The organism is Streptomyces sp. NPDC047028, assembly GCF_040644095.1.
Lineage (GTDB): Bacteria > Actinomycetota > Actinomycetes > Streptomycetales > Streptomycetaceae > Streptomyces.
In genome coordinates this window covers 1-17,136 of sequence record NZ_JBEYVS010000054.1, presented here as the reverse complement: position 1 = coordinate 17,136, position 17,136 = coordinate 1, and the positions used below count along the sequence as shown (strand labels likewise).

At 71.8% G+C, this 17,136-nt stretch carries 18 protein-coding genes and 1 pseudogene; 15 read left to right on the top strand and 4 right to left on the bottom strand.

Annotated elements, in window-relative coordinates:
• The first annotated feature begins 9 nt into the window (after positions 1–9).
• From ABZ854_RS32580 to ABZ854_RS32565, 4 genes are all read left to right on the top strand, one after another.
• Positions 10–525, top strand: a complete 516-nt coding sequence (locus ABZ854_RS32580; RefSeq protein ID WP_361218248.1) for a hypothetical protein — start codon at positions 10–12, stop codon at positions 523–525.
• 72 nt (positions 526–597) lie between these two features.
• The gene (locus ABZ854_RS32575) at positions 598–1,491 is read left to right on the top strand and encodes a hypothetical protein (protein ID WP_361218245.1); all 894 of its coding nucleotides are present in this window, start codon (positions 598–600) and stop codon (positions 1,489–1,491) included.
• Between the two features lie 487 nt (positions 1,492–1,978).
• A complete protein-coding gene (gene mobF / locus ABZ854_RS32570; protein ID WP_361218242.1) occupies positions 1,979–7,192 on the top strand; it encodes a MobF family relaxase in 5,214 nt (1,737 codons plus the stop codon).
• A gap of 72 nt (positions 7,193–7,264) precedes the next feature.
• Complete coding sequence (locus ABZ854_RS32565; protein ID WP_361218240.1) at positions 7,265–7,660, top strand: hypothetical protein; 396 nt, start codon at positions 7,265–7,267, stop codon at positions 7,658–7,660.
• 69 nt (positions 7,661–7,729) lie between these two features.
• On the opposite strand, the gene ABZ854_RS32560 is transcribed toward ABZ854_RS32565, so the two are convergent.
• The 4 genes from ABZ854_RS32560 to ABZ854_RS32545 form a co-directional block, all read right to left on the bottom strand.
• Positions 7,730–8,548: a hypothetical protein gene (locus ABZ854_RS32560; protein ID WP_361218237.1), complete on the bottom strand. Its 819-nt coding sequence runs from the start codon at positions 8,546–8,548 to the stop codon at positions 7,730–7,732.
• A complete protein-coding gene (locus ABZ854_RS32555) occupies positions 8,548–10,233 on the bottom strand; it encodes a TraM recognition domain-containing protein (RefSeq protein ID WP_361218235.1) in 1,686 nt (561 codons plus the stop codon). Before ABZ854_RS32555 ends, ABZ854_RS32560 begins: the two co-directional genes overlap by 1 nt.
• A gap of 320 nt (positions 10,234–10,553) precedes the next feature.
• On the bottom strand, positions 10,554–12,632 hold the full coding sequence (locus tag ABZ854_RS32550; RefSeq protein WP_361218233.1) for a hypothetical protein: 2,079 nt from the start codon (positions 12,630–12,632) through the stop codon (positions 10,554–10,556).
• Between the two features lie 189 nt (positions 12,633–12,821).
• On the bottom strand, positions 12,822–13,040 hold the full coding sequence (locus ABZ854_RS32545) for a hypothetical protein (protein WP_361218230.1): 219 nt from the start codon (positions 13,038–13,040) through the stop codon (positions 12,822–12,824).
• A gap of 214 nt (positions 13,041–13,254) precedes the next feature.
• On the opposite strand from ABZ854_RS32545, the gene ABZ854_RS32540 reads away from it, so the two are divergent.
• The 11 genes and pseudogenes from ABZ854_RS32540 to ABZ854_RS32490 all read left to right on the top strand — a co-directional run.
• Positions 13,255–13,566: a hypothetical protein gene (locus ABZ854_RS32540; RefSeq protein WP_361218228.1), complete on the top strand. Its 312-nt coding sequence runs from the start codon at positions 13,255–13,257 to the stop codon at positions 13,564–13,566.
• Positions 13,566–13,727, top strand: coding sequence for a hypothetical protein (locus ABZ854_RS32535; RefSeq protein ID WP_361218225.1), 162 nt, complete (start codon positions 13,566–13,568; stop codon positions 13,725–13,727). Before ABZ854_RS32540 ends, ABZ854_RS32535 begins: the two co-directional genes overlap by 1 nt.
• A complete protein-coding gene (locus ABZ854_RS32530) occupies positions 13,724–13,921 on the top strand; it encodes a hypothetical protein (protein ID WP_361218222.1) in 198 nt (65 codons plus the stop codon). The genes ABZ854_RS32535 and ABZ854_RS32530 overlap by 4 nt, the downstream gene beginning before the upstream one ends.
• A complete protein-coding gene (locus ABZ854_RS32525) occupies positions 13,918–14,286 on the top strand; it encodes a hypothetical protein (RefSeq protein ID WP_361218219.1) in 369 nt (122 codons plus the stop codon). The genes ABZ854_RS32530 and ABZ854_RS32525 overlap by 4 nt, the downstream gene beginning before the upstream one ends.
• Entirely contained in the window at positions 14,283–14,594 is a 312-nt protein-coding gene (locus tag ABZ854_RS32520) for a hypothetical protein (protein WP_361218216.1), read from the top strand. Before ABZ854_RS32525 ends, ABZ854_RS32520 begins: the two co-directional genes overlap by 4 nt.
• Positions 14,591–14,941, top strand: coding sequence for a hypothetical protein (locus ABZ854_RS32515; RefSeq protein ID WP_361218213.1), 351 nt, complete (start codon positions 14,591–14,593; stop codon positions 14,939–14,941). Before ABZ854_RS32520 ends, ABZ854_RS32515 begins: the two co-directional genes overlap by 4 nt.
• Complete coding sequence (locus ABZ854_RS32510; protein ID WP_361218211.1) at positions 14,938–15,105, top strand: hypothetical protein; 168 nt, start codon at positions 14,938–14,940, stop codon at positions 15,103–15,105. The genes ABZ854_RS32515 and ABZ854_RS32510 overlap by 4 nt, the downstream gene beginning before the upstream one ends.
• A complete protein-coding gene (locus ABZ854_RS32505) occupies positions 15,102–15,770 on the top strand; it encodes a hypothetical protein (protein WP_361218208.1) in 669 nt (222 codons plus the stop codon). Before ABZ854_RS32510 ends, ABZ854_RS32505 begins: the two co-directional genes overlap by 4 nt.
• Before the next feature lie 31 nt (positions 15,771–15,801).
• The gene (locus ABZ854_RS32500) at positions 15,802–16,092 is read left to right on the top strand and encodes a hypothetical protein (protein WP_361218205.1); all 291 of its coding nucleotides are present in this window, start codon (positions 15,802–15,804) and stop codon (positions 16,090–16,092) included.
• Between the two features lie 436 nt (positions 16,093–16,528).
• Positions 16,529–16,876, top strand: a complete 348-nt coding sequence (locus ABZ854_RS32495; protein ID WP_361218323.1) for a hypothetical protein — start codon at positions 16,529–16,531, stop codon at positions 16,874–16,876.
• Positions 16,873–17,136: pseudogene (locus tag ABZ854_RS32490) on the top strand (hypothetical protein); the annotation flags it as partial. The gene ABZ854_RS32495 and the pseudogene ABZ854_RS32490, both read left to right, overlap by 4 nt.

The window sequence follows — 17,136 nt, the reverse complement described above, 5'->3', positions numbered from 1 at the left end:
GAGCCGACCGTGGCAGAGCAGCAGCCCGTGCCGTGGGCACTCCTGGCGGCCGACGCCGCGACCGTCGAGCGCTACCGGGCCAAGGTCTACGACCGCGGCCCGGACCGGTGCGCCTACTACCTCGGCGCGATCAGCAGCTCCGGCCACGGCAAGCTCCGCGCCGGGTCAAGGAAGACGAACACCTCCCGGGTCGTCACCGCCCACGTCCTCGGCTTCGTCATCGCCCACGGCGCGCAGGCCCTGGCGCCGGGCGCAGTGGTTCGCCACCGCTGCGACGAGTCGAGCTGTCAGCAGCCCACCCACTGGATGAGCGGCGAGCGGCTCGACAACATCCGCGACTACTACGCAAGGTCACACCGGGCCGGCCATGCCCTCGGCGACGTACGCGGCCCGGACGGACGCGCCGTCGCCATCCGCGACGCGATCCTCAACGCCCAGGCGACGGGGGCCGACGTCGAGGCCGCCATCGCCGCCGCGATTGCAGCGGGTAACCCCTCCGGCGCCTCCCAGGACGCCCTCTTCTGACCCTCCCCCGGTAACAGTTGGCACCGTCCGCACGATGATCGAAACCCATGCACATGGGGGAAGGAGGCCGACATGGCCGACGCGAAGACCGACCCGGGCCGTGAGGGGACCCGGCTGATCGCCGCGCTGGAGAAGTGCTGGACCGCGATCCAGAAACACCACCCCGACCTCCCCCCGGTGTTGTTCATCAGCGGAACCGGAGTCCCCCGCCGCCAGACCGAGAAGCCCCGGAAGTCGACCGACGCACCCAAGCGCCGGCACTACGTCACCCGCGGGCACCACTGGGCCGACCGGTGGGCCGTGGCCGAGGAGGAGCACCGCCTGGCGGAGCTGTTCGTCGCGGGCGAGACCGTCCGCGACGGAGGCGAGGAAGTCCTCAAGACCCTGCTGCACGAAGCCGCCCACGCACTGGCCCATGTTCGAAAGATCCAGGACACCTCCAAGGGTGACCCCCGCTGGCACCGCAAGGAGTTCGCGGAGCTGGCCCGGGAGACCGGACTGGAACCGCCGAGGAAGTCGGAGAAGCCGTTGGGTTTCTCCAACGCGGTGCTCACCGACAAGACCCGCAAGAAGTACGCCGCGATCATCCGCCAGCTCGACGGGGCCGCCCTTCCCGGCCTCGGCGGAGCCGACGAGGAGGGCACCGAGGAGGAGCCGCCGGACACGCCGGAGACCCCCGGCTCGACGAACGGGAAGCGGGTCAAGGTGACGTGCGGGTGTCTCCCCGAGCCCCGGGCGTTCCCGGTCACGCCGAAGGTCCTGGCGGAGGGTCCGATCATCTGCGGACTGTGCGGAGAGCCGTTCACCCTCCCCGGCGAGGAGGACCAGGACGACGACGCCGGCGCCGAGTCGGACACCGAACCGGAACCCGACTCCCCCGCCCCCGAGACCGTCGCAGTTCTCCCCGAGCCCCGCCCGGCCGAGGCCGCCGAGCCGGAAGGTTCACCCATGCACATGGGGCAGTGACCCGCCCGCCGGGGCCCGCCGCGTGCGCGGCTCCGGGCGCGTGTGGGCCCGAGCGTTTCCCCATGGACATGGGGCGCGGCACGGCGCCGGCGCGCGGCGGCCGCAGCGAATCGTCCGCGCCTCAGATCACTGGTGGTAACAGTCGAGGGCCGACCCCCGCGTACGGGGTCGGCCCTCATGTCGTCTCTGGCGAGCGTACAGGGCCTGTGCAGGCCCGTCGACTACCTGTCCTTGCGAGAGGCGCTACGCCGCCCTCTCGCGCTCTCCCGGCCCCGTCTCCACAGTCCCGGCCGAACACCTTCCGACCCTCACCCCACAGCACCAGCACGCCGCATCTCACCAGCACCTATCCCCCTCTCAACCTCACCGATCAAACCCCTTCCAACTCCCTCTCCGTCTACCTGCTACAACCCCTACTACATAACACACCTAGGCATTCTTAATATGTCGGTGTCGCTGCCGCCCGTGATCGCGTACTCTCGTGATCGTGCTACGCATCACGGCGATCTCCGGAGGAGAGGCAGGGCTCAACTACCTGCTCTCCGGTTCGGGCTGCCAGGGCGAGCACCAGGCCGGCGTCGAGCCCGGCCTCGACGGCCCGGAGGGCTACTACGCCAAGGGCACGGAACACGGCACTCCGCTTGCCGTGTGGATCGGCAACGGCACCTCCGAGTGGGGCGTCGAGCAGGGCGCGAACGCTACCGAGCGTGACATTCGCGCGATCTTCGGCAAGCACGCCCACCCGGAGGAGTACCGGGCCGCCGTCTCCGCCGCGAAGTCCTACATCGACGAGAACGGCCTCACCGGCACCGCCGCCCAGAAGGTGATGGAGGACGCCGAGGCGTCCGCCCGCCGGGGCCGGAAGCAGTACGCGTTCCGCACGATCGACGAGCGGGTCGAGGCCCGGCTGGCCGCCGAGCCGCAGGCGGACCCGGAGCGCGTCGCGGAGATCCGGAGGGAGGAGCGGGACAAGGGCCAGCGCTCCCCCGCCATGTACTTCGATCACACCTACTCGGCGCAGAAGTCGGTGTCCACCTACCTCACCGCGCTGGAGGCAGCGGGCCGTCACGAGGACGCCGCCAAGGTGCGCGGGGCGATGAACGAGGGCATCGCCGAGGCGATGAAGGTCTTCCAGGAGGAGGCCGGCCTCGGCCGCATCGGGTACCACGGCAAGGCCAAGGGCGACCGCCCGTCGACCGGCCGGTACGTCGACAGCACCGGCTTCACCGCCGCCATCTTCACCCACGAGGTCTCACGCGCCGGGGACCCGCAGCTACACGCCCATGTGGCAGTTCTCAACAAAATCAAGGTCCTCGACGCGGACGGGAACGAGCACTTCGTCACCCTCGACTCGAAGTCGGTGAGCAAGGCCCGCGAGGCCGCAGCCGCCGTGTTCGAGCGCACGATGGAGCAGGCCATCGAGCGGGATCTCCCCGTGGTGTTCGAAATGCGCCCGGACGGGATGGCCCGTGAGATCAAGGGGTTCGAGCCCGAGCTGCTCGACGCCCTGTCGGAGCGCACCTACGAGATCGACGCCCGGTACGAGGAGCTGCACGAGCAGTACGTCCAGGACCACGGCCGCGAGCCGTCCGCGTACACCAAGACGCGGCTCAAGGAGATGGCGACGCTCGACACCCGCGACCCGAAGCGGAACGAGCACCAGTCCTCTCAGGCCCGCATCGAGCGCGCTACCCGGATCGCCGAGGAGAAGGTCGACGGGGGTCTGCTCGGTGCGCTGGAGCGGGCCGAGCGGGTCGGGTTCGACACGCGGATGGCCGAGGTCGACGCGCCCACGTTCGACCGCGAGGAGGTCATCCGGGAGTCGCTGGAGGCCCTGCAGACCAAGCGCGCGACGTGGGACCGCAGCGAGCTCATCCAGCAGATCAACACCACGCTCGGTGACAACCTCCCGCGCGACGTGCCCCTGGCGCCGCTCGCCAACGAGCTGGCGACCGAGGCCCTCAAGAGCGGCCAGTACGGCGTCGTGCAGACCGCCGGCCTGAGCATCATCGACGACGCGCCGTCCCGCATCCGGCAGAGCGACGGCCGCTCGGTGTTCTCCCCGCGCGCTATGTCCAGCGAGAAGTTCGCGCTGGAGGAGCACCTCAGCGACGAGCAGCGCGTCGCCGCCCGCGCCCACCAGACCGGCGCCCCGTGCCTGGCCCCGCCCACCCTCGACCAGGTGGTGAAGTCCTCCGGCGTCACCGCCGATCAGGCCGACGTCGTCCGCGGAGTCCTCGGCGACAGCAAGCGGATCAGCGTGGTCGAGGGCCCCGCCGGCGCGGGTAAGAGCTACGCGACCGGCGTCATCGCCGAAGCCTGGCAGGAGCACACCGGGGGCCGCGTGATCGGCCTCGGCCCCTCCGCCGTCGCCGCCGAGGTCCTCGGCGAGGAGGGCATCGAGATCCGGGAGAACACCACCCGCTTCCTCGACGTCTACTCGCAGGGTCTCGGCAGCAGGGAGAACGTCGAGAAGTTCCGGCTGCGCGCGGGCGACCTGGTGGTCCTCGACGAGGCCGGCATGGCGTCCACCGACCACATCACCCGCGTGTCCGAACTGTGCGAGCAGGCCGGAGCCAAGCTCGTGCTGATCGGCGACCAGCAGCAGTTGCAGTCCCCCGAGGCCGGGGGCCTGCTCCGGTCCATGGTCGAGGAGGGCCCGCACTACAGCCTCAGCAACGTGCGCCGGTTCCGGGAGCCGGACGGCACCGTGCGCGAGTGGGAGGCGAAGGCATCGCTGGCCCTGCGCCGCGGCGACGTCCGCGCGCTGGACGCGTACGAGCTGCAGGGCCGCATCCAGGGCGGCACGCTGGAGCAGATGAAGGACGCCGTCATCCAGGCGTACGTCGCGGACCACATGGCCGACCGCGAGTCCGTGGTGATGACCGCCACCAACGCCCGCGCCACCGAGGTCAGCAGGGAGATCCGTGCTCAGCTCGTGCGCCTCGGCCAGGTGGACGAGGACGGACTCCGGCTCGTCGACGACAACCGCGCCGGCGTCGGCGACCTGATCCAGACCCGCGAGAACGACGCCAAGCTCAAGGACTCCGAGGGCAGGCTCGTGCTGAACCGCCGCGTCTACCGCGTGACGGGCGTCGGCGAGGACGGCCAGCTCACGGCCGCCCGGGTGGCCGGCCGCAACGACGACGGCACCGAGCGGCTCGCCGGGACCGTCACCCTCCCCGGCTCGTACGTCGAGAAGAACGTCGCGCTCGCGTACGCGGGCACGGTGAACGCGGTTCAGGGTCGCACGGTCGGATACGGCGGGTACCTGCTCGTCGAGGAAGGGATGAGCCGTCAGCAGGTCTATCCCGGCCTGACCCGTGCTCAGCGGTACAACCGGGCGTTTGCCGCCTGCCAGGTCCCCGGCGACGAGCACCGGCTGCAGAAGCTGGACCAGGACGCGATGTCCCTGATCCAGGCCGCCGTCGAGCGCGACGGGGGCGAGATGGCCGCGCTCCAGGAGCTGCGCGAGTCGCAGGACTGGGCCGAGTCGATCCCGGCGTTGGAGCCCCGCTGGAACGACTACGTCACCGAGCACACCCGCCAGCAGTACGAGCCGATGCTCCGGCAGATGCTCAGCGAGGACCATTACAAGAAGCTCATGGAGGGTGACCCGAGCACGGTCTACCGCAAGCTCCGCGAGGCCGAGCTGTCGGGGCACGACGGGAAGCGCCTGCTGGCCGGCGCCATCGGGATGCGCCCGATGAGCTACCCCGTGCCCGACAACGTCCCGGCCCTGGTGAACTGGCGTATCGACGTGGTCCTGGAGGACCGCACGCCGGAGAATGAGCCGGTCGGCCCCGACTGGCGCGACCGCACCCCGCAGATCCCCGGCATCGAGGGCGAGGTCGCCCGCGAGCTGGCCGAAGCCATGGACGCCCGGCGCGATGTCCTCGGTGAACGCCTCACCGAGGCGCCCCCGGAGTGGGCGGTCCGCCACCTCGGCCCCGTGCCCGAGGACATCCTCGACCGCGCCGAGTGGGCCCGCCGCGCGGGCACGATCGAGGGATACCGGGAGCTGTACGGCATCGACGCGCCGAACACGGCGATCGGCCGCCTGCCCGCGCGGGGGGCGGTCGAGCAGCGCGCCGCGTGGGAGGCGGCGCACTCCGCCCTCGGCCGCACCGAGGACCAGGAGACCCTTGCGCGGACGAGCGACGCCACCCTGCGCGAGATGGTCAAGCGCTACGAGCGCGAGACGTCGTGGGCGCCGGCCTACTACGGCGAGGAGCTGTCCGAGGCCCGCCAGATGGTCCTGCGCTACGAGGAGAAGGCGATCCTGGCGCAGGCCGAGGCCGATGTGTGCGAAGACGCCGCCGAGCGTGCCGAGCTGGAGGCGCAGGCCCGCGGCTACGAGGACCTTGTGGCCAACCTCTCCAGCCGGGTCGAGGTCATGGAGCAGATCGAAGCGGCCCGCTCCGCCTGGTACGAGGAGACCGCGCCGGCCCGCGAGGCCGCCGAGGCCGCCCGCGACGAGCTCGACCGCCGCGGTGCCGACGACCAGGTCCAGGAGCAGCGGGACGTCGAGGAGGTTCCCGACGAGGAGCTCGTCGCCGAGCGGGAGCCCGACCTCGACCAGGCCCCGGAGATCGACTGGAGCGTGGAGGGCGAGACCCTTGACCACGCCCCCGAGCAGGACGCCGAGGCCGGTCTCACGTACGAGGAGCAGCAGGAGCTCGACCAGGCGCTCGCCGCGTACGAGGAGCGGCACCGTGCCGCCGCCGACGTCTCGCACGACGCTGGCCCGGAGCACGACCTCGGCCAGGCCGAGGAGATCGACTGGGGCGTGGAGGGCGAGACCCTCGACGCGGACCCGGCCGTCACCATCGACCAGGACGCCGTCGAGCCGCAGCTGCAGGAGCAGGACGAACAGCAGCGCGTCGAGGACGAGCTGGCTGTCGAGGCCGCCGCGTACCGCGAGGACCGGAGCGCGGAAGCCGAGCAGGCCCCGGAGATCGACTGGAGCGTGGAGGGCGAGACCCGGGGGGCCGAGGAGTCCCTCGACGCGCCCGAGGCCGAGCAGGCGCCGCACGTCGAGGAGACCGCCGAGGCCACGGCCGAGGTCGCCGTCGAGGTCACCACCTACCGGCCGGGCCCGGAGCTGGACGCCGCGCTCGCCGCGTACGAGCAGCAGCTGCGGGAGCAGACCGTTGCCTCCCGCGAGGCAGAGCCGGAGTACGACCTCGACCAGGCCCCTGAGATGAACTGGGAGGTCGAGGGCGAGACGACCGAGGAACGTCCGGAGCAGGAAGTCCAGGCCGAGCCCGAGGCCGAGCAGGGCGTCGAGGCCGACGTCGTCGAGGAGACCGTCGAGGAGGAGCTGCAGCCGGAGCAGGCCCAGGCCGCCACCGGGCCCACGCCCGAGGACCAGATGCGCGAGCACTACGAGCGCCAGTACGTCGAGGACGCTCTCAAGGCCGAGCAGGCCCGAGCAGCCGGCGCCCCGGAGGCCGAGGCCGAGCAGGCCCCGCAGACCGAGCAGCTCCCGGTCAACCTGGCCGACCTGCAGGAGGACCTCGACAAGGCGCACGCCGCGCTCACCGAGATTGCCGACCGCATGGCGGAGAGCAACCGGGCCGCGGCCGAGGCCGACGACGCGGTCCGCGCCGAGCAGGCCGAGGTCAGCCGCACCCGCGAGCCCGAGGTCGAGGCCGCGCCGCAGATCCAGCAGGACCAGGGCCCGATCATCAGCTACTGACACGGCCCGAGTGCCTGCTGGCCGGGCGCCCGTCCCGGCCCTTACCCTCAACCGATCAGGAGGTGAGCCGAGTTGAGCACCGCACAGGAGTGGACGCCGCCCGAGCTGCGCTCGCAGGACGAGCTCAAGGCGATGACCGCGTACGTCACCGAGAACGGGTACGGCACGACGAGCAAGACGTACGTCCGCGGCATCATCACCGCGCTGAACTGGGTGACCGGCGAACGGGACGAGTCCCCGATCACTCGCACCCGGCTTGGCCGGCCCGTCGAGGGCATGGACGCCAGCAGCGAGCGCAGCCGGGCGTACGAGGCCCTGTACGCCACCAGCGACCCCGCCCTGTGGAAGGTCACCCAGGACAACGGGCAGGACTACACGCTCGCCGTCGAGCACACGCTCGCGTGGGCCGCCGGGGGCGATGAGGGGCTGGCCGTTCCGGCTGACTGGCCCTGGCCCCAAGTCCGTTAGCCGGAAAGGCCGTAGAGGCAGCACGAAGCCCCCGACACATCGGTGTCGGGGGCTTCGTCGTCCGTGCGGCTACGAGGCCGCCACAGGCCCGGGAGCGGGCGCCTCCCGGCGATTCTGGAGGTCCCAGCTCAGGAAGCTGGACAGGACCGCGTCGTCGTCGATCGCCCGCGGGGCCGTGGGCAGCTTCGGGTCGACGTCCCAGGGGTCGTCCTGGTGGGAACCGGCCTGGATGCACTTGCCCAGCGCGCTGATCAGGCGACGCTTGACGCCGGGCGCGTAGCGGTCGTGCCAGTCCCCCGCCTTGTTCGGGGCGCCGTACGACGTGCGGTAAATCTTGATCCATTCCTGGCACAGCCAGCTCAGCTCCCGTACGGCTTCCCGGTGCCGGTACCAGCACGGCGGGATACGTTCGGCCTCGGTCGGGGAGCCCGGCACCGGGTTGTTGCTGGCGAACGCGCCGGCCTTCCAGCCGACCCAGCCGTACCCGTACTGGAGCTCGTGGCGGACCCACTTGACCAGGATGTCCCAGGCTTCACCGGCCTGCTCACGGTCCATGCCCTGGTCGAAGGACCAGTTCCACACCGCGAGCTTCTCCTCGGCGGGTTCGGCCGCCAGGGCCTTGAGGTCCTCCCCGATCTGCTTGACCGTCTTGGACAAGGCGTCCAGGCCGGGCCGGAGTGGGGCCAGGGCCTGCACCTGCTCCTGCAGGCCGCCGGTCCGCTCCTCCAGGTGGTCGAGCGCTTCCTGCACGCTGCCGAGTTGGGCGAGGGCGGTGCGGACGTCGCCGCGGTGCTCGCCCAGGGCCTCGATGTCCTTCTCGGCCTTGGCCAGGTCCTTGGCCAGCGCGAAGACCTGTCCGGCGATGCCGCCGCCGATCTCCCCCGCCATCAGCTGCTCCCCTTCGTCATCGTGACGCCGGCGCCCGTGCCCGTGCCCGTGCCGCCCTTGCGCTGGGAGGGCACGGCGGCCGCCTTGGACAGCTTCTTGACGTCGCGCCGCTTCCACAGCGGCTTGATGTGCGTGATCACGGGCGAGCACCCGGCGAAGATGATCAGGCTCTGGCGCTTGCCGAGCTTGAACACCTGCCCGGGGGTGATGACCGGCTTCTCCTCGGTGACGGTGGAGACCGAGTTCTCCCCGTTCCGGGTGGTGGTGGTCTTGCGCTGCTTCTCGTAGGTGCCGCACATGTCGCTGATGTCCTTGCGGACCTGCGTGTCGCCGATGCCCCGCAGGAAGATCCTCACGTTGGCGTCGTCCCAGATGATCCGGCCGCGCTGCTCGCCCCAGACGTCGAACAGCTGCGCGCGGGACTGGATGACGATGACCAGGGTGATTCCGCGGCCGCCGGAGTCCGGCATCCACTTGTCGACCGGCAGCGGGATCAGGTTGGCGATCTCGTCCAGGGCCCACAGGCAGGGCGGGTCCATCCGGCCGGTGCCGTTCTTGTTGCCCAGGTCGACCGTCACCGAGCGCAGGTAGTCGGCGAACATCACGAACAGCGGGGCGACCGTGGAGCCCGGCTTGTCGTTGCCGATCATGTAGAGGGTGCCCTTGTTGAGCAGGAAGGTCTCGGCGTCGAAGTGCTCGCCGGGACCCGGCAGGACCGTCTCGGCGACCCGGGGGTTCGCCATCCAGCCGAGGGCGGAGGACAGCGTGGTGAAGATGCCGTCACCCGTGCCCTGCACGACCGTCTGCCGCTGCACCAGGAGGTTCGCCCAGTCCTGCGCACCGGCCGTGAGCAGGATGTTCGCCGCCGTCTGGTCGCCGCGGTTCTGGCTCCAGGCGTAGACGTCCATCATGGTCTTGCCGCCCAGGGCGGCCGCGTGCAGGAAGCGCGAGAGGACCTCACAGGCCGTGGACTTGAAGAAGGCGTCCACGCCCGTGCCGGCGTCTCCGCCGCTGCGCGAGCCGTAGAGCAGGTAGGCGGCCCGCTGGATGGCCACCTCGCGCACCTCGCACCCGCGGATCGGGTCCCAGCGGAACGTGTTCTTCCCGCCCGACAGGCCCAGCGGGTCCCAGACCCACACGGGCCCGAGCTGCTCGCGCATGGACTTGGTGGCCAGGTGGTCGTTGACCTTGGACGACGTGTGCACGACCGCGCCGTCCCACCGGTAGATCATCGAGTTCAGGATGATGGACTTGCCCTGCCGCGAGGGGGCGAGGATCAGGTAGTTGTTCTCCGGCGTGCCCCAGATCCCGGCGGGCAGACCGCCGGAGCGCAGACGCCCGAGCGGCACGGCGTACGCCGTGGTGGGGACCTTCTTCTCGCGTCCCGCCAGGCTGGGGCGGGTCTGCTTGACCATCTCCCGGGCGTGACGCGCACTCATTTCCTCGCGGATCTCCCGCTTGGAGGCGAAGCCGGGCCGGGGCGCGTACGCCTTCCACATGGCGCCCAGGCCGCCGAGGGCCGCCACCGCGGCGACCCCGACCGCGATCCCGCCGGGTCCCATGATGAAGTCGTTGAAGGTGTTGATGTACTCGAAGATGGCCGGGTCCGGGGTGGTGTCGCCCGGGAGGCCGGGCGCCGGCGAGGCCGCCAGCTCCATGGCCGTGATCTGTGCGTGGGACATCATGCGGGGTTCCTCCGTTGTCGTGTCTCGGGCCCCCGGGGACCAGCGCTGCCATCGCCCCCCGGGGGCGGTGTCCGACTCGTCCGGTGACCTGCTTCGCACCGTATGACGGGGATCGGACACCCCTCTGCTCGTTTATTTCTGGGAGCCGCTCGGCAGCGCGCGGTTCCCGCCCTGCGGGGGCCAGGTGAGCCCCGTTGATCGAATTCTCGAAGTCCGGGCCTGTGGACAGAGTCCGCGCCGCCCGCCTGACGGGCCGCCAGCTCCGAGCGGACCCCTCCGGCGGGCCAGCACTTCCGAGCGGGCCCCGTCCGGCGGGATGCTCAGACCGGCTGACGCTGGCCGTTGATCGGCCGGGACTGCGCGGCATCCTCGGCCCGCTCGTGACCGTCTGCGCGGGAGTCGCTCGACTCCCGCCGCGCGCTGCTCGGCTCCGCGCGGCGGGAATCCGAGCGCGCGGTTTCGCCCTCCGGCTGCCGTGCACCGCCGTTGGCGATCATCGCGGCCCGGATCTTGCCGAAGTCGATCAACCAGTTGCGTGCGTTGCCCTCGGCGACCCCGTACACCGTCGCCAGTTCCTGAGCGGTCGGGAGCTCCCGGCCCTCCCGCACGGCCGCGATGTACTCCTGCCAACCCGACTGCTTCGCTTCGCTGCGGAAGGCCGGCGCCGCCGCGAGCGCGGCCGCCTCGGCCTGGCCCCCGAGCCGGTCGGCCAGCTGCGGGCGCAAGGACTCCAGCAGGGCCTGCGCCTCGGCCGCCTCGGCCCGAGTGCGGGTCGCCGCCTCGGCCGCCAGGCGCCGGTTCTCCTCGGCCTCACGCCGCAGGTCAGCGGCCCGATTGGCCGCCGTTGTGTGTTCGCGGACCGCCTGCTTCGCCTCGGCAAGAGCCGACTGCAGCCGCTCGACCTCCCCGGCGACCCGGCGGGCCTCCTCGGTCTTGGTGCGGGTCGTGTCCTCGGCGGAGCTCCGCTCGTTGACCAGACGCTGCAGCTCGTCGCGGAGCGAGGTCACCTCGGCCGCCGCCCTGTCGCGCCGCCCGGTCTCGTCGGCGATCCGGTCCTGCACCCGGGCCAGCTCGTCGGCCGCCCTGGAGAGCTTCGTCTGCTCCTCCTCGGCCCTCTCCGCGAGCCGTGCGACATTCTGCGCTTCCTCGGTCATTTCGGATTCCGCGCGCTCCCGAGCAGCTTCCGCGCGCTTCCGAGCGTCCTCCGCGCGGGTCGCCTCGGCCTTGGCCGCCTCGGTCTCCTCGGCCGCCCTGGCGAGGGCCGCCTCGGCTTCCTTCCGCGCGGCGAGAGCCGCAGCCTTCTCCTCGACCGCCGCGCGCTTCTCCGCTTCCGCGCGCTCCCGCGCAGCCTCGGCCTCGACCCGGGCCGCTTCCGCGCGGTCCGCCTCGGCTTCCAGTTCCGCCGCGCGCTCCGCCGCCTCGATCCGCTTCGCCGAGGGCAGGATGGCGACCTCCTCCATCAGCTTCATGACCGCGGGGGTGTCGGAGGTGTCGACCGTGGCGACGTCGTCCACGCGCGTCCAGCCGGCCAACCCGCGCAGCACGGCGAGCGCCTGCCCCGAGTCGAGAGCGAAGTCGGACCGGTCCATCGCGGACGTGGCCTTGCGCCGCAGCGCGTCCAGCTCGTTCACGGCCTTGGCCAGGTCCCGGCGCTTGGCCTCACGGTTCTGCACCAACTTGCCGTGCTGCAGCAGCGCGACACGCAGACGGAACAGCCGGGTCGCCGCCTTCTTCGCCAGCGTCGCGCGGGCGACCTGGCCCGACGTCGAGTTCGGGTCCACGCCGAGGCCGGAGAACGCGGCCGCCCACCCCTTGGTCCACAGCAGGGCCAGCAGCCGGACCGGGCCCGCCTTGGAGCCGTCCTCGACCTTCTCGGAACCGCGCATCCGGGCCCGGAACTCCAGCTCGATGATCCAGGAGGCGCCGATCGGCACGGCCGCGATGAAGGGGGCCGAGACCGGGTTCGGGGCGTGGATGAAGTTCGCCGTCGCCGACACGGCGACCAGGGCCCACGCGGTGTTGTGGATCAGCCGGAGCTGCGTGGTCCATCCGAGCTTGGCGTTGGCCCGCTGGTAGAGCTGGGAGAACAGCACCAGTTCCATCGCGTCGAAAATGGCGATGAAGCCCACGGCGATGATGGGGGGAAGCTGCGCGGTCTCCCGGGCGAAGCCCCACATGCCGTAGATCGAGACCACCATGCCGCCGAGGGCGACGTACGCCTGCCGGCCCATGCTGCCCAGGCCGATGACCTCGGCCTCCCGACCCTCGGCCCTGGCCCTCTCCATGTCCTCACGGCGCCGGTTGCTGGCCCGCTCGGAGGCGCGCCACACCGTACGGACCGCGAAGTACGCCGCGCCGAGCCAGGCCAGGATCACGGCGGCCGCGCAGACCGTCAGCACCCACGCCGGCGTGCCGGATACCGCGCGGTCAAGAGTCGACGACCAGTCAAATCCCTGACCGGTTCCCGCTGCCTGTGACCAGGACGGATGCACTCCGGCCGTAGTCTGGGACAGACGCATACAGACCTCCATATCTCTGCGTCACGGCCTCGGCGGTCCCTACAACCGCTGGGGCCTTCTTCGTTCTGATCAGGCGTTTCTCTTGCTCAGGTACTCGTCGAGCGCCGCGTCGAGGAGGTCCTGCAGGTTCACGTCGTGCTCGGCCGCGTAGACCTTCATCCGCTTCCGAACCGAGGCGCGGACCCGCCCGCTGATGAGGACTTTGTCCTCCGCCTTCGGGTCCTGTTCTGCCTGCTCATCGGGCACTTTGCTGCTCCTCGGTGGTCGTTCCAGCACGTCGAGCACCATCTTCCCCTCCTGTCGCCAGCCGGTGAGTGGACACGAGCATACAGCTAACAAGCTAGGAAGTCACGAAACTAGGTTGTTGACAACGTAGCTCCGATGGGGCTTACTGGAATGGCGAGAGGGCCGGGGTTCCCGCCCCGGCCCTCTCGGACCGGCCGGAGTTCGAGCTCCAACCGGTCCCGGACACCCCTGCCGTTCTCACCGAGAGGGATCTCCAGTGCGCCATCTTCCCAGGACCACCCGCGTTCTGACCACGCAGGTCAACACCGACACGGCCCCCGCGCCGGACGGGCGCCGGGTGCTGATCGTGGGCCGGTTCGCCCCCGCCCGCCTCATCTGCGACAACTGCGACGGGTTCGAGTCCGTCAAGGTCGTCATCGGGGGCGAGCTCGTCACCGTCGACTGCACCGTGTGCACCGCCCCGGCCCCGTCCGCCGGCCTCGACGACGTCCTCGACGACATCGAGGGCCAGGACGAGCGCCGCGGCTTCGAGGCCGAGGACCTGCTCGTCGCGGGGGCGGTGGCCTGATGAGCGACACCGTCAAGGACCTGCAGGCGCAGGCCGCGAAGGACTACGCCCAGCACAACAGCCCCGAGCGCCAGGCCGAGGCCCGCAACCAGTCCGCTTTCGCCCGCATCCACGGGAACGAGGCCGCCGGCAGCGCCTCCCAGAAGGGCGGCCGGGGATGAGCGACCTGCCCATGCGCCCGACCGCCCACGAGCGCGACGGCCGCGACGAGACCACCTCGGTCGCCGCCGAGATGGCCCGCACGGCGCACGAGCTGCACCTCGACGGCTACACCGACGCCGAGGTCAACCGCGCGCTCGTCGCCGACGAACTCACGATCGAGCTGCTGATGCCGAAGCCGGGGGGTGCCCGATGAGGAACCCCCTGCGCCCCCTGATCGGCAGGGTGAGCCACGCGTTCGGCGTCACCCTCGGCGCGATCGGCGTGGTCGAGGACGCCGTCGCCACCGTCCGCAGCCACCGCCTGACCCGGGCCGACAACGAGCAGCTGGCCGCCTCGGCCCGCAACACCGCACTGGCCGAGGCCCGCCGGGGCTGCACCCACTCCCCGGCGTGCCCGCCGGCCGCCGCGCCGGACCGGATGAAGGCCGTCGAGGTCTGGGCCGACGACGCCTGTGTCTACCTGTGCAACGGGCTCGTGCTCGCCGCCCGGGAGACCCAGGCCCCGGACTCCCCGTCCGGCCTCTACACCGCGATGCCGGAGAAGGAGAGCACGCTGTGACGACCGACGACCGCGTCCAGACCACCGCCGTCATCGCCCTGCTCGCGGCCCTCCTCGGTGCCCTGTGGGCGCTGCAGCGCGGGTTCGACCCGCAGGGGGTCGCCCTGACCGCCGTGCTCGCCTACGGAGGCGCCCTGGCCTTCACCGGCCCTCTGCAGGCCCCGCTCGGCGAGTCGGTGGTGACCAGCGTCAAGTACGCCGTCGTCACCGTCGTGTTCGCCCTGTGGGTGCTCGGCGCCGGAGTGTTCGCCGGGTGGCAGCTGCTGCGCGAGCGCCGCACCGCGACCTCGAAGGGGGTGTTCGCGTGACGACGCTCGCCGACGTCCTCGGCAGCGAGACCGAGGCCAACCGCTGGATGGAGAGCCGCGCCCGCGGACTCGTGCTGTGGAAGCGCGTCGCCCCGCAGGACGCGTACCGGCTCGTCGAGGCCGCCGTCGCCGAGCACGACCCGGCGATCCTCGCGGAGCTGGGGCAGGTGTGGACCCGGCGCCCGGAGGCCGCCGAGTCCGGCCTCCCGCCCGTGCTGTACCTGACCCACTGGCTTGACCGCGACCACCTGGTGGCCGAGGACGGGGCGACCGGGTCCGCCGTGGTCCCGCTGCTGACCCTGCACGCCTACGAGCTCGACTACTGGCAGCGGCCGGACCAGCCGTGACGCCGCGCCAGCCGTTCTCCGAGGACATGGTCGGTGGCCGCCAGCTCCGCCTGTTCGACGAGGACGCCGAGTCCGGGCCCGCCACCACGGCGGGCCCGGCCCGGGGCGCCACCGAACCCACCACCGACACCGACGACACGTCCCGGACGGAGCCCCAGCCGTGACTTCCCCCGACCAGCTCCCCGCCTGGTACAGCCAGCACCTCCCGGCCCCGGCGCCGCAGCCGCAGTACGACGGGCTCACCCTGCTGATCGCCTACTCCGGCAGGGTCGTGCCGGTCATCACCACCTCGACCGCGCTGATCCTGGCGAGGATCTGGCACGAGCAGGGCGCCGCCCACAGCGTCGGCGACATGGCGCTGATGATCGCCCTGTCCGCCGGATCGTTCGCGGCCGCGTGCGTCTCGGCCGCCCACCGCAACGGCGACGCCGTCACCACCGCCGCCGCCTTCACCGCGTCCGGGGCGTTCGCCGTCATCGGCCCCGCCGCCTACACGGAGTCGTGGGCCCTGGCCGTGCTGCTCTGGCTCGTCGCCACAGTCCTGGTGTACGTCGTCTCGTCCCGGCACTGGCGGACCGCCCGGCAGCTGCGCGAGGCCCGCGCCCACGAGCTGGCACTCGCCCGGCTCGACAGCGCCACCACCGTGGCCACCGCCGTCATCGACCGCGACGCGAAGGCGCAGGCCCTGGCGTACGGACTCACGCTCGCCGCCGCCGTCGAGCACCGCGCCCAGCTCGACCCGATCACGTACGACCCGGCCGCCCTCACCAAGGCCGGACTGCCCGAACTCCCTGGTCACACGGCTGACAGCAGCAGTGACCACGCGTGAGGATGGCCGGGCAGCGGAGAAGGGAATCCCGATGAGCACGCAGGACCACGGCGACCAGGACGAGCGGCCCGACGAGGTGACGTTCGGTCCGGACTGGACCGTGACCCCGCGCGTGGCCGCCGGCCTGCTCGGCATCGAGCACCGCCAGGTCCTGCGGCTCATCGACCACGGCGACCTCACGGTGCAGTACGAGGGCAGGGTCCGGCTCGTCGAGCTGGACAGCATCTTCGCCCTGCGCCGCGACCGCCCCCTCCCCCGTCGCCCGGCCGCCCACCCCGCCGACACCGACAAGGACAAGGAGCACCGCCAGCATGACCACTGACGACCCGTGGGCGACCAGCACGGTCCCGGCCCCCGCGACGCCCCAGCAGGCGTACGAGGACGCCCTCGACTCGGCCGGGTACGGCGCCGCCGCCCGCGCCCGGTACATCGCCGAAGCCGCCGATCCCGAGTACGCCGAGTGCGAGTGGGACAACAACATCGTCCCGGCCGCCGAGGCCGCCAGCCTCATCCCGGAGCCGCCGCCGTACGAGCCGACCGTCGAGGAGCAGGTGCGCGAGTGGTGCAACCGCGCCGCGTACCGGCAGTTCGACGCCGCCCACGGCGACCCGGCCCCTTGGGACCTCACCCACCAGGACGTCGACACCATCCGGGCCGACACCGAGCGGCTCGTCGTCGAGCGCGGGGAAGAGCTGGCCGCCTTCCTGCAGGCCAACCCGCAGACCGGCGAGGAGCCGGCCGGAGCGTACGACGACCAGGTGTTCGCCCTGCTCGCCGAGCCGACCGTGGTGGTCCTGTGCGGCAGCACGAGGTTCATGGAGGAGATGGTCGAGGCCAACGCCCGGGAGACCGCCGCCGGCCGCATCGTGCTCGCGCCCGGGTGTGACCTCAAGACGCCCCACCCGCTGTGGAGCGACCCGGCCGCCGTCGAGGCCCTCAAGCCCCGGCTGGACGCCCTGCACCGGGCGAAGATCCGCGCCGCCGACGAGGTTCTCGTCGTCGGGGACTACCTCGGCGACAGCACCCGCGCCGAGATCGCGTACGCCCACCAGCTGGGCAAGACCGTCCGCTACACCCACCCCGAGATCGAGGAGACCGCGAAGTGATCCGTGTCATCACCGGCGCCACGCACCGGTACTACGAGGGCAAGGTCGAGGAGGCCGGGAAGGTCCCGGGGCTGGAGCGCCTGCTCCGGGAGGCGCAGGGCGACGCGGCCATGTGGCAGGCCCAGTCCGAGGACTACCAGCAGCAGCGCGACCAGGAGCGCGAGCGCACCGAGCAGCTCACGGGCGAGCTCCGCGACCTCCAGGCCCGCCTCGACGGGCAGCAGGAGGAGTTCACCCGCCAGCTCCGGGAGGCGAGCAAG

Coding starts and splice junctions, on each gene's coding strand:
- ABZ854_RS32535 (WP_361218225.1), top strand. CDS start 13,566: ATGAGCGACACCGTCAAGGACCTGCAGGCGCAGGCCGCGAAGGACTAC.
- ABZ854_RS32525 (WP_361218219.1), top strand. CDS start 13,918: ATGAGGAACCCCCTGCGCCCCCTGATCGGCAGGGTGAGCCACGCGTTC.
- ABZ854_RS32555 (WP_361218235.1), bottom strand. CDS start 10,233: ATGATGTCCCACGCACAGATCACGGCCATGGAGCTGGCGGCCTCGCCG.
- ABZ854_RS32560 (WP_361218237.1), bottom strand. CDS start 8,548: ATGGCGGGGGAGATCGGCGGCGGCATCGCCGGACAGGTCTTCGCGCTG.
- ABZ854_RS32545 (WP_361218230.1), bottom strand. CDS start 13,040: ATGGTGCTCGACGTGCTGGAACGACCACCGAGGAGCAGCAAAGTGCCC.
- ABZ854_RS32575 (WP_361218245.1), top strand. CDS start 598: ATGGCCGACGCGAAGACCGACCCGGGCCGTGAGGGGACCCGGCTGATC.
- ABZ854_RS32530 (WP_361218222.1), top strand. CDS start 13,724: ATGAGCGACCTGCCCATGCGCCCGACCGCCCACGAGCGCGACGGCCGC.
- ABZ854_RS32500 (WP_361218205.1), top strand. CDS start 15,802: ATGAGCACGCAGGACCACGGCGACCAGGACGAGCGGCCCGACGAGGTG.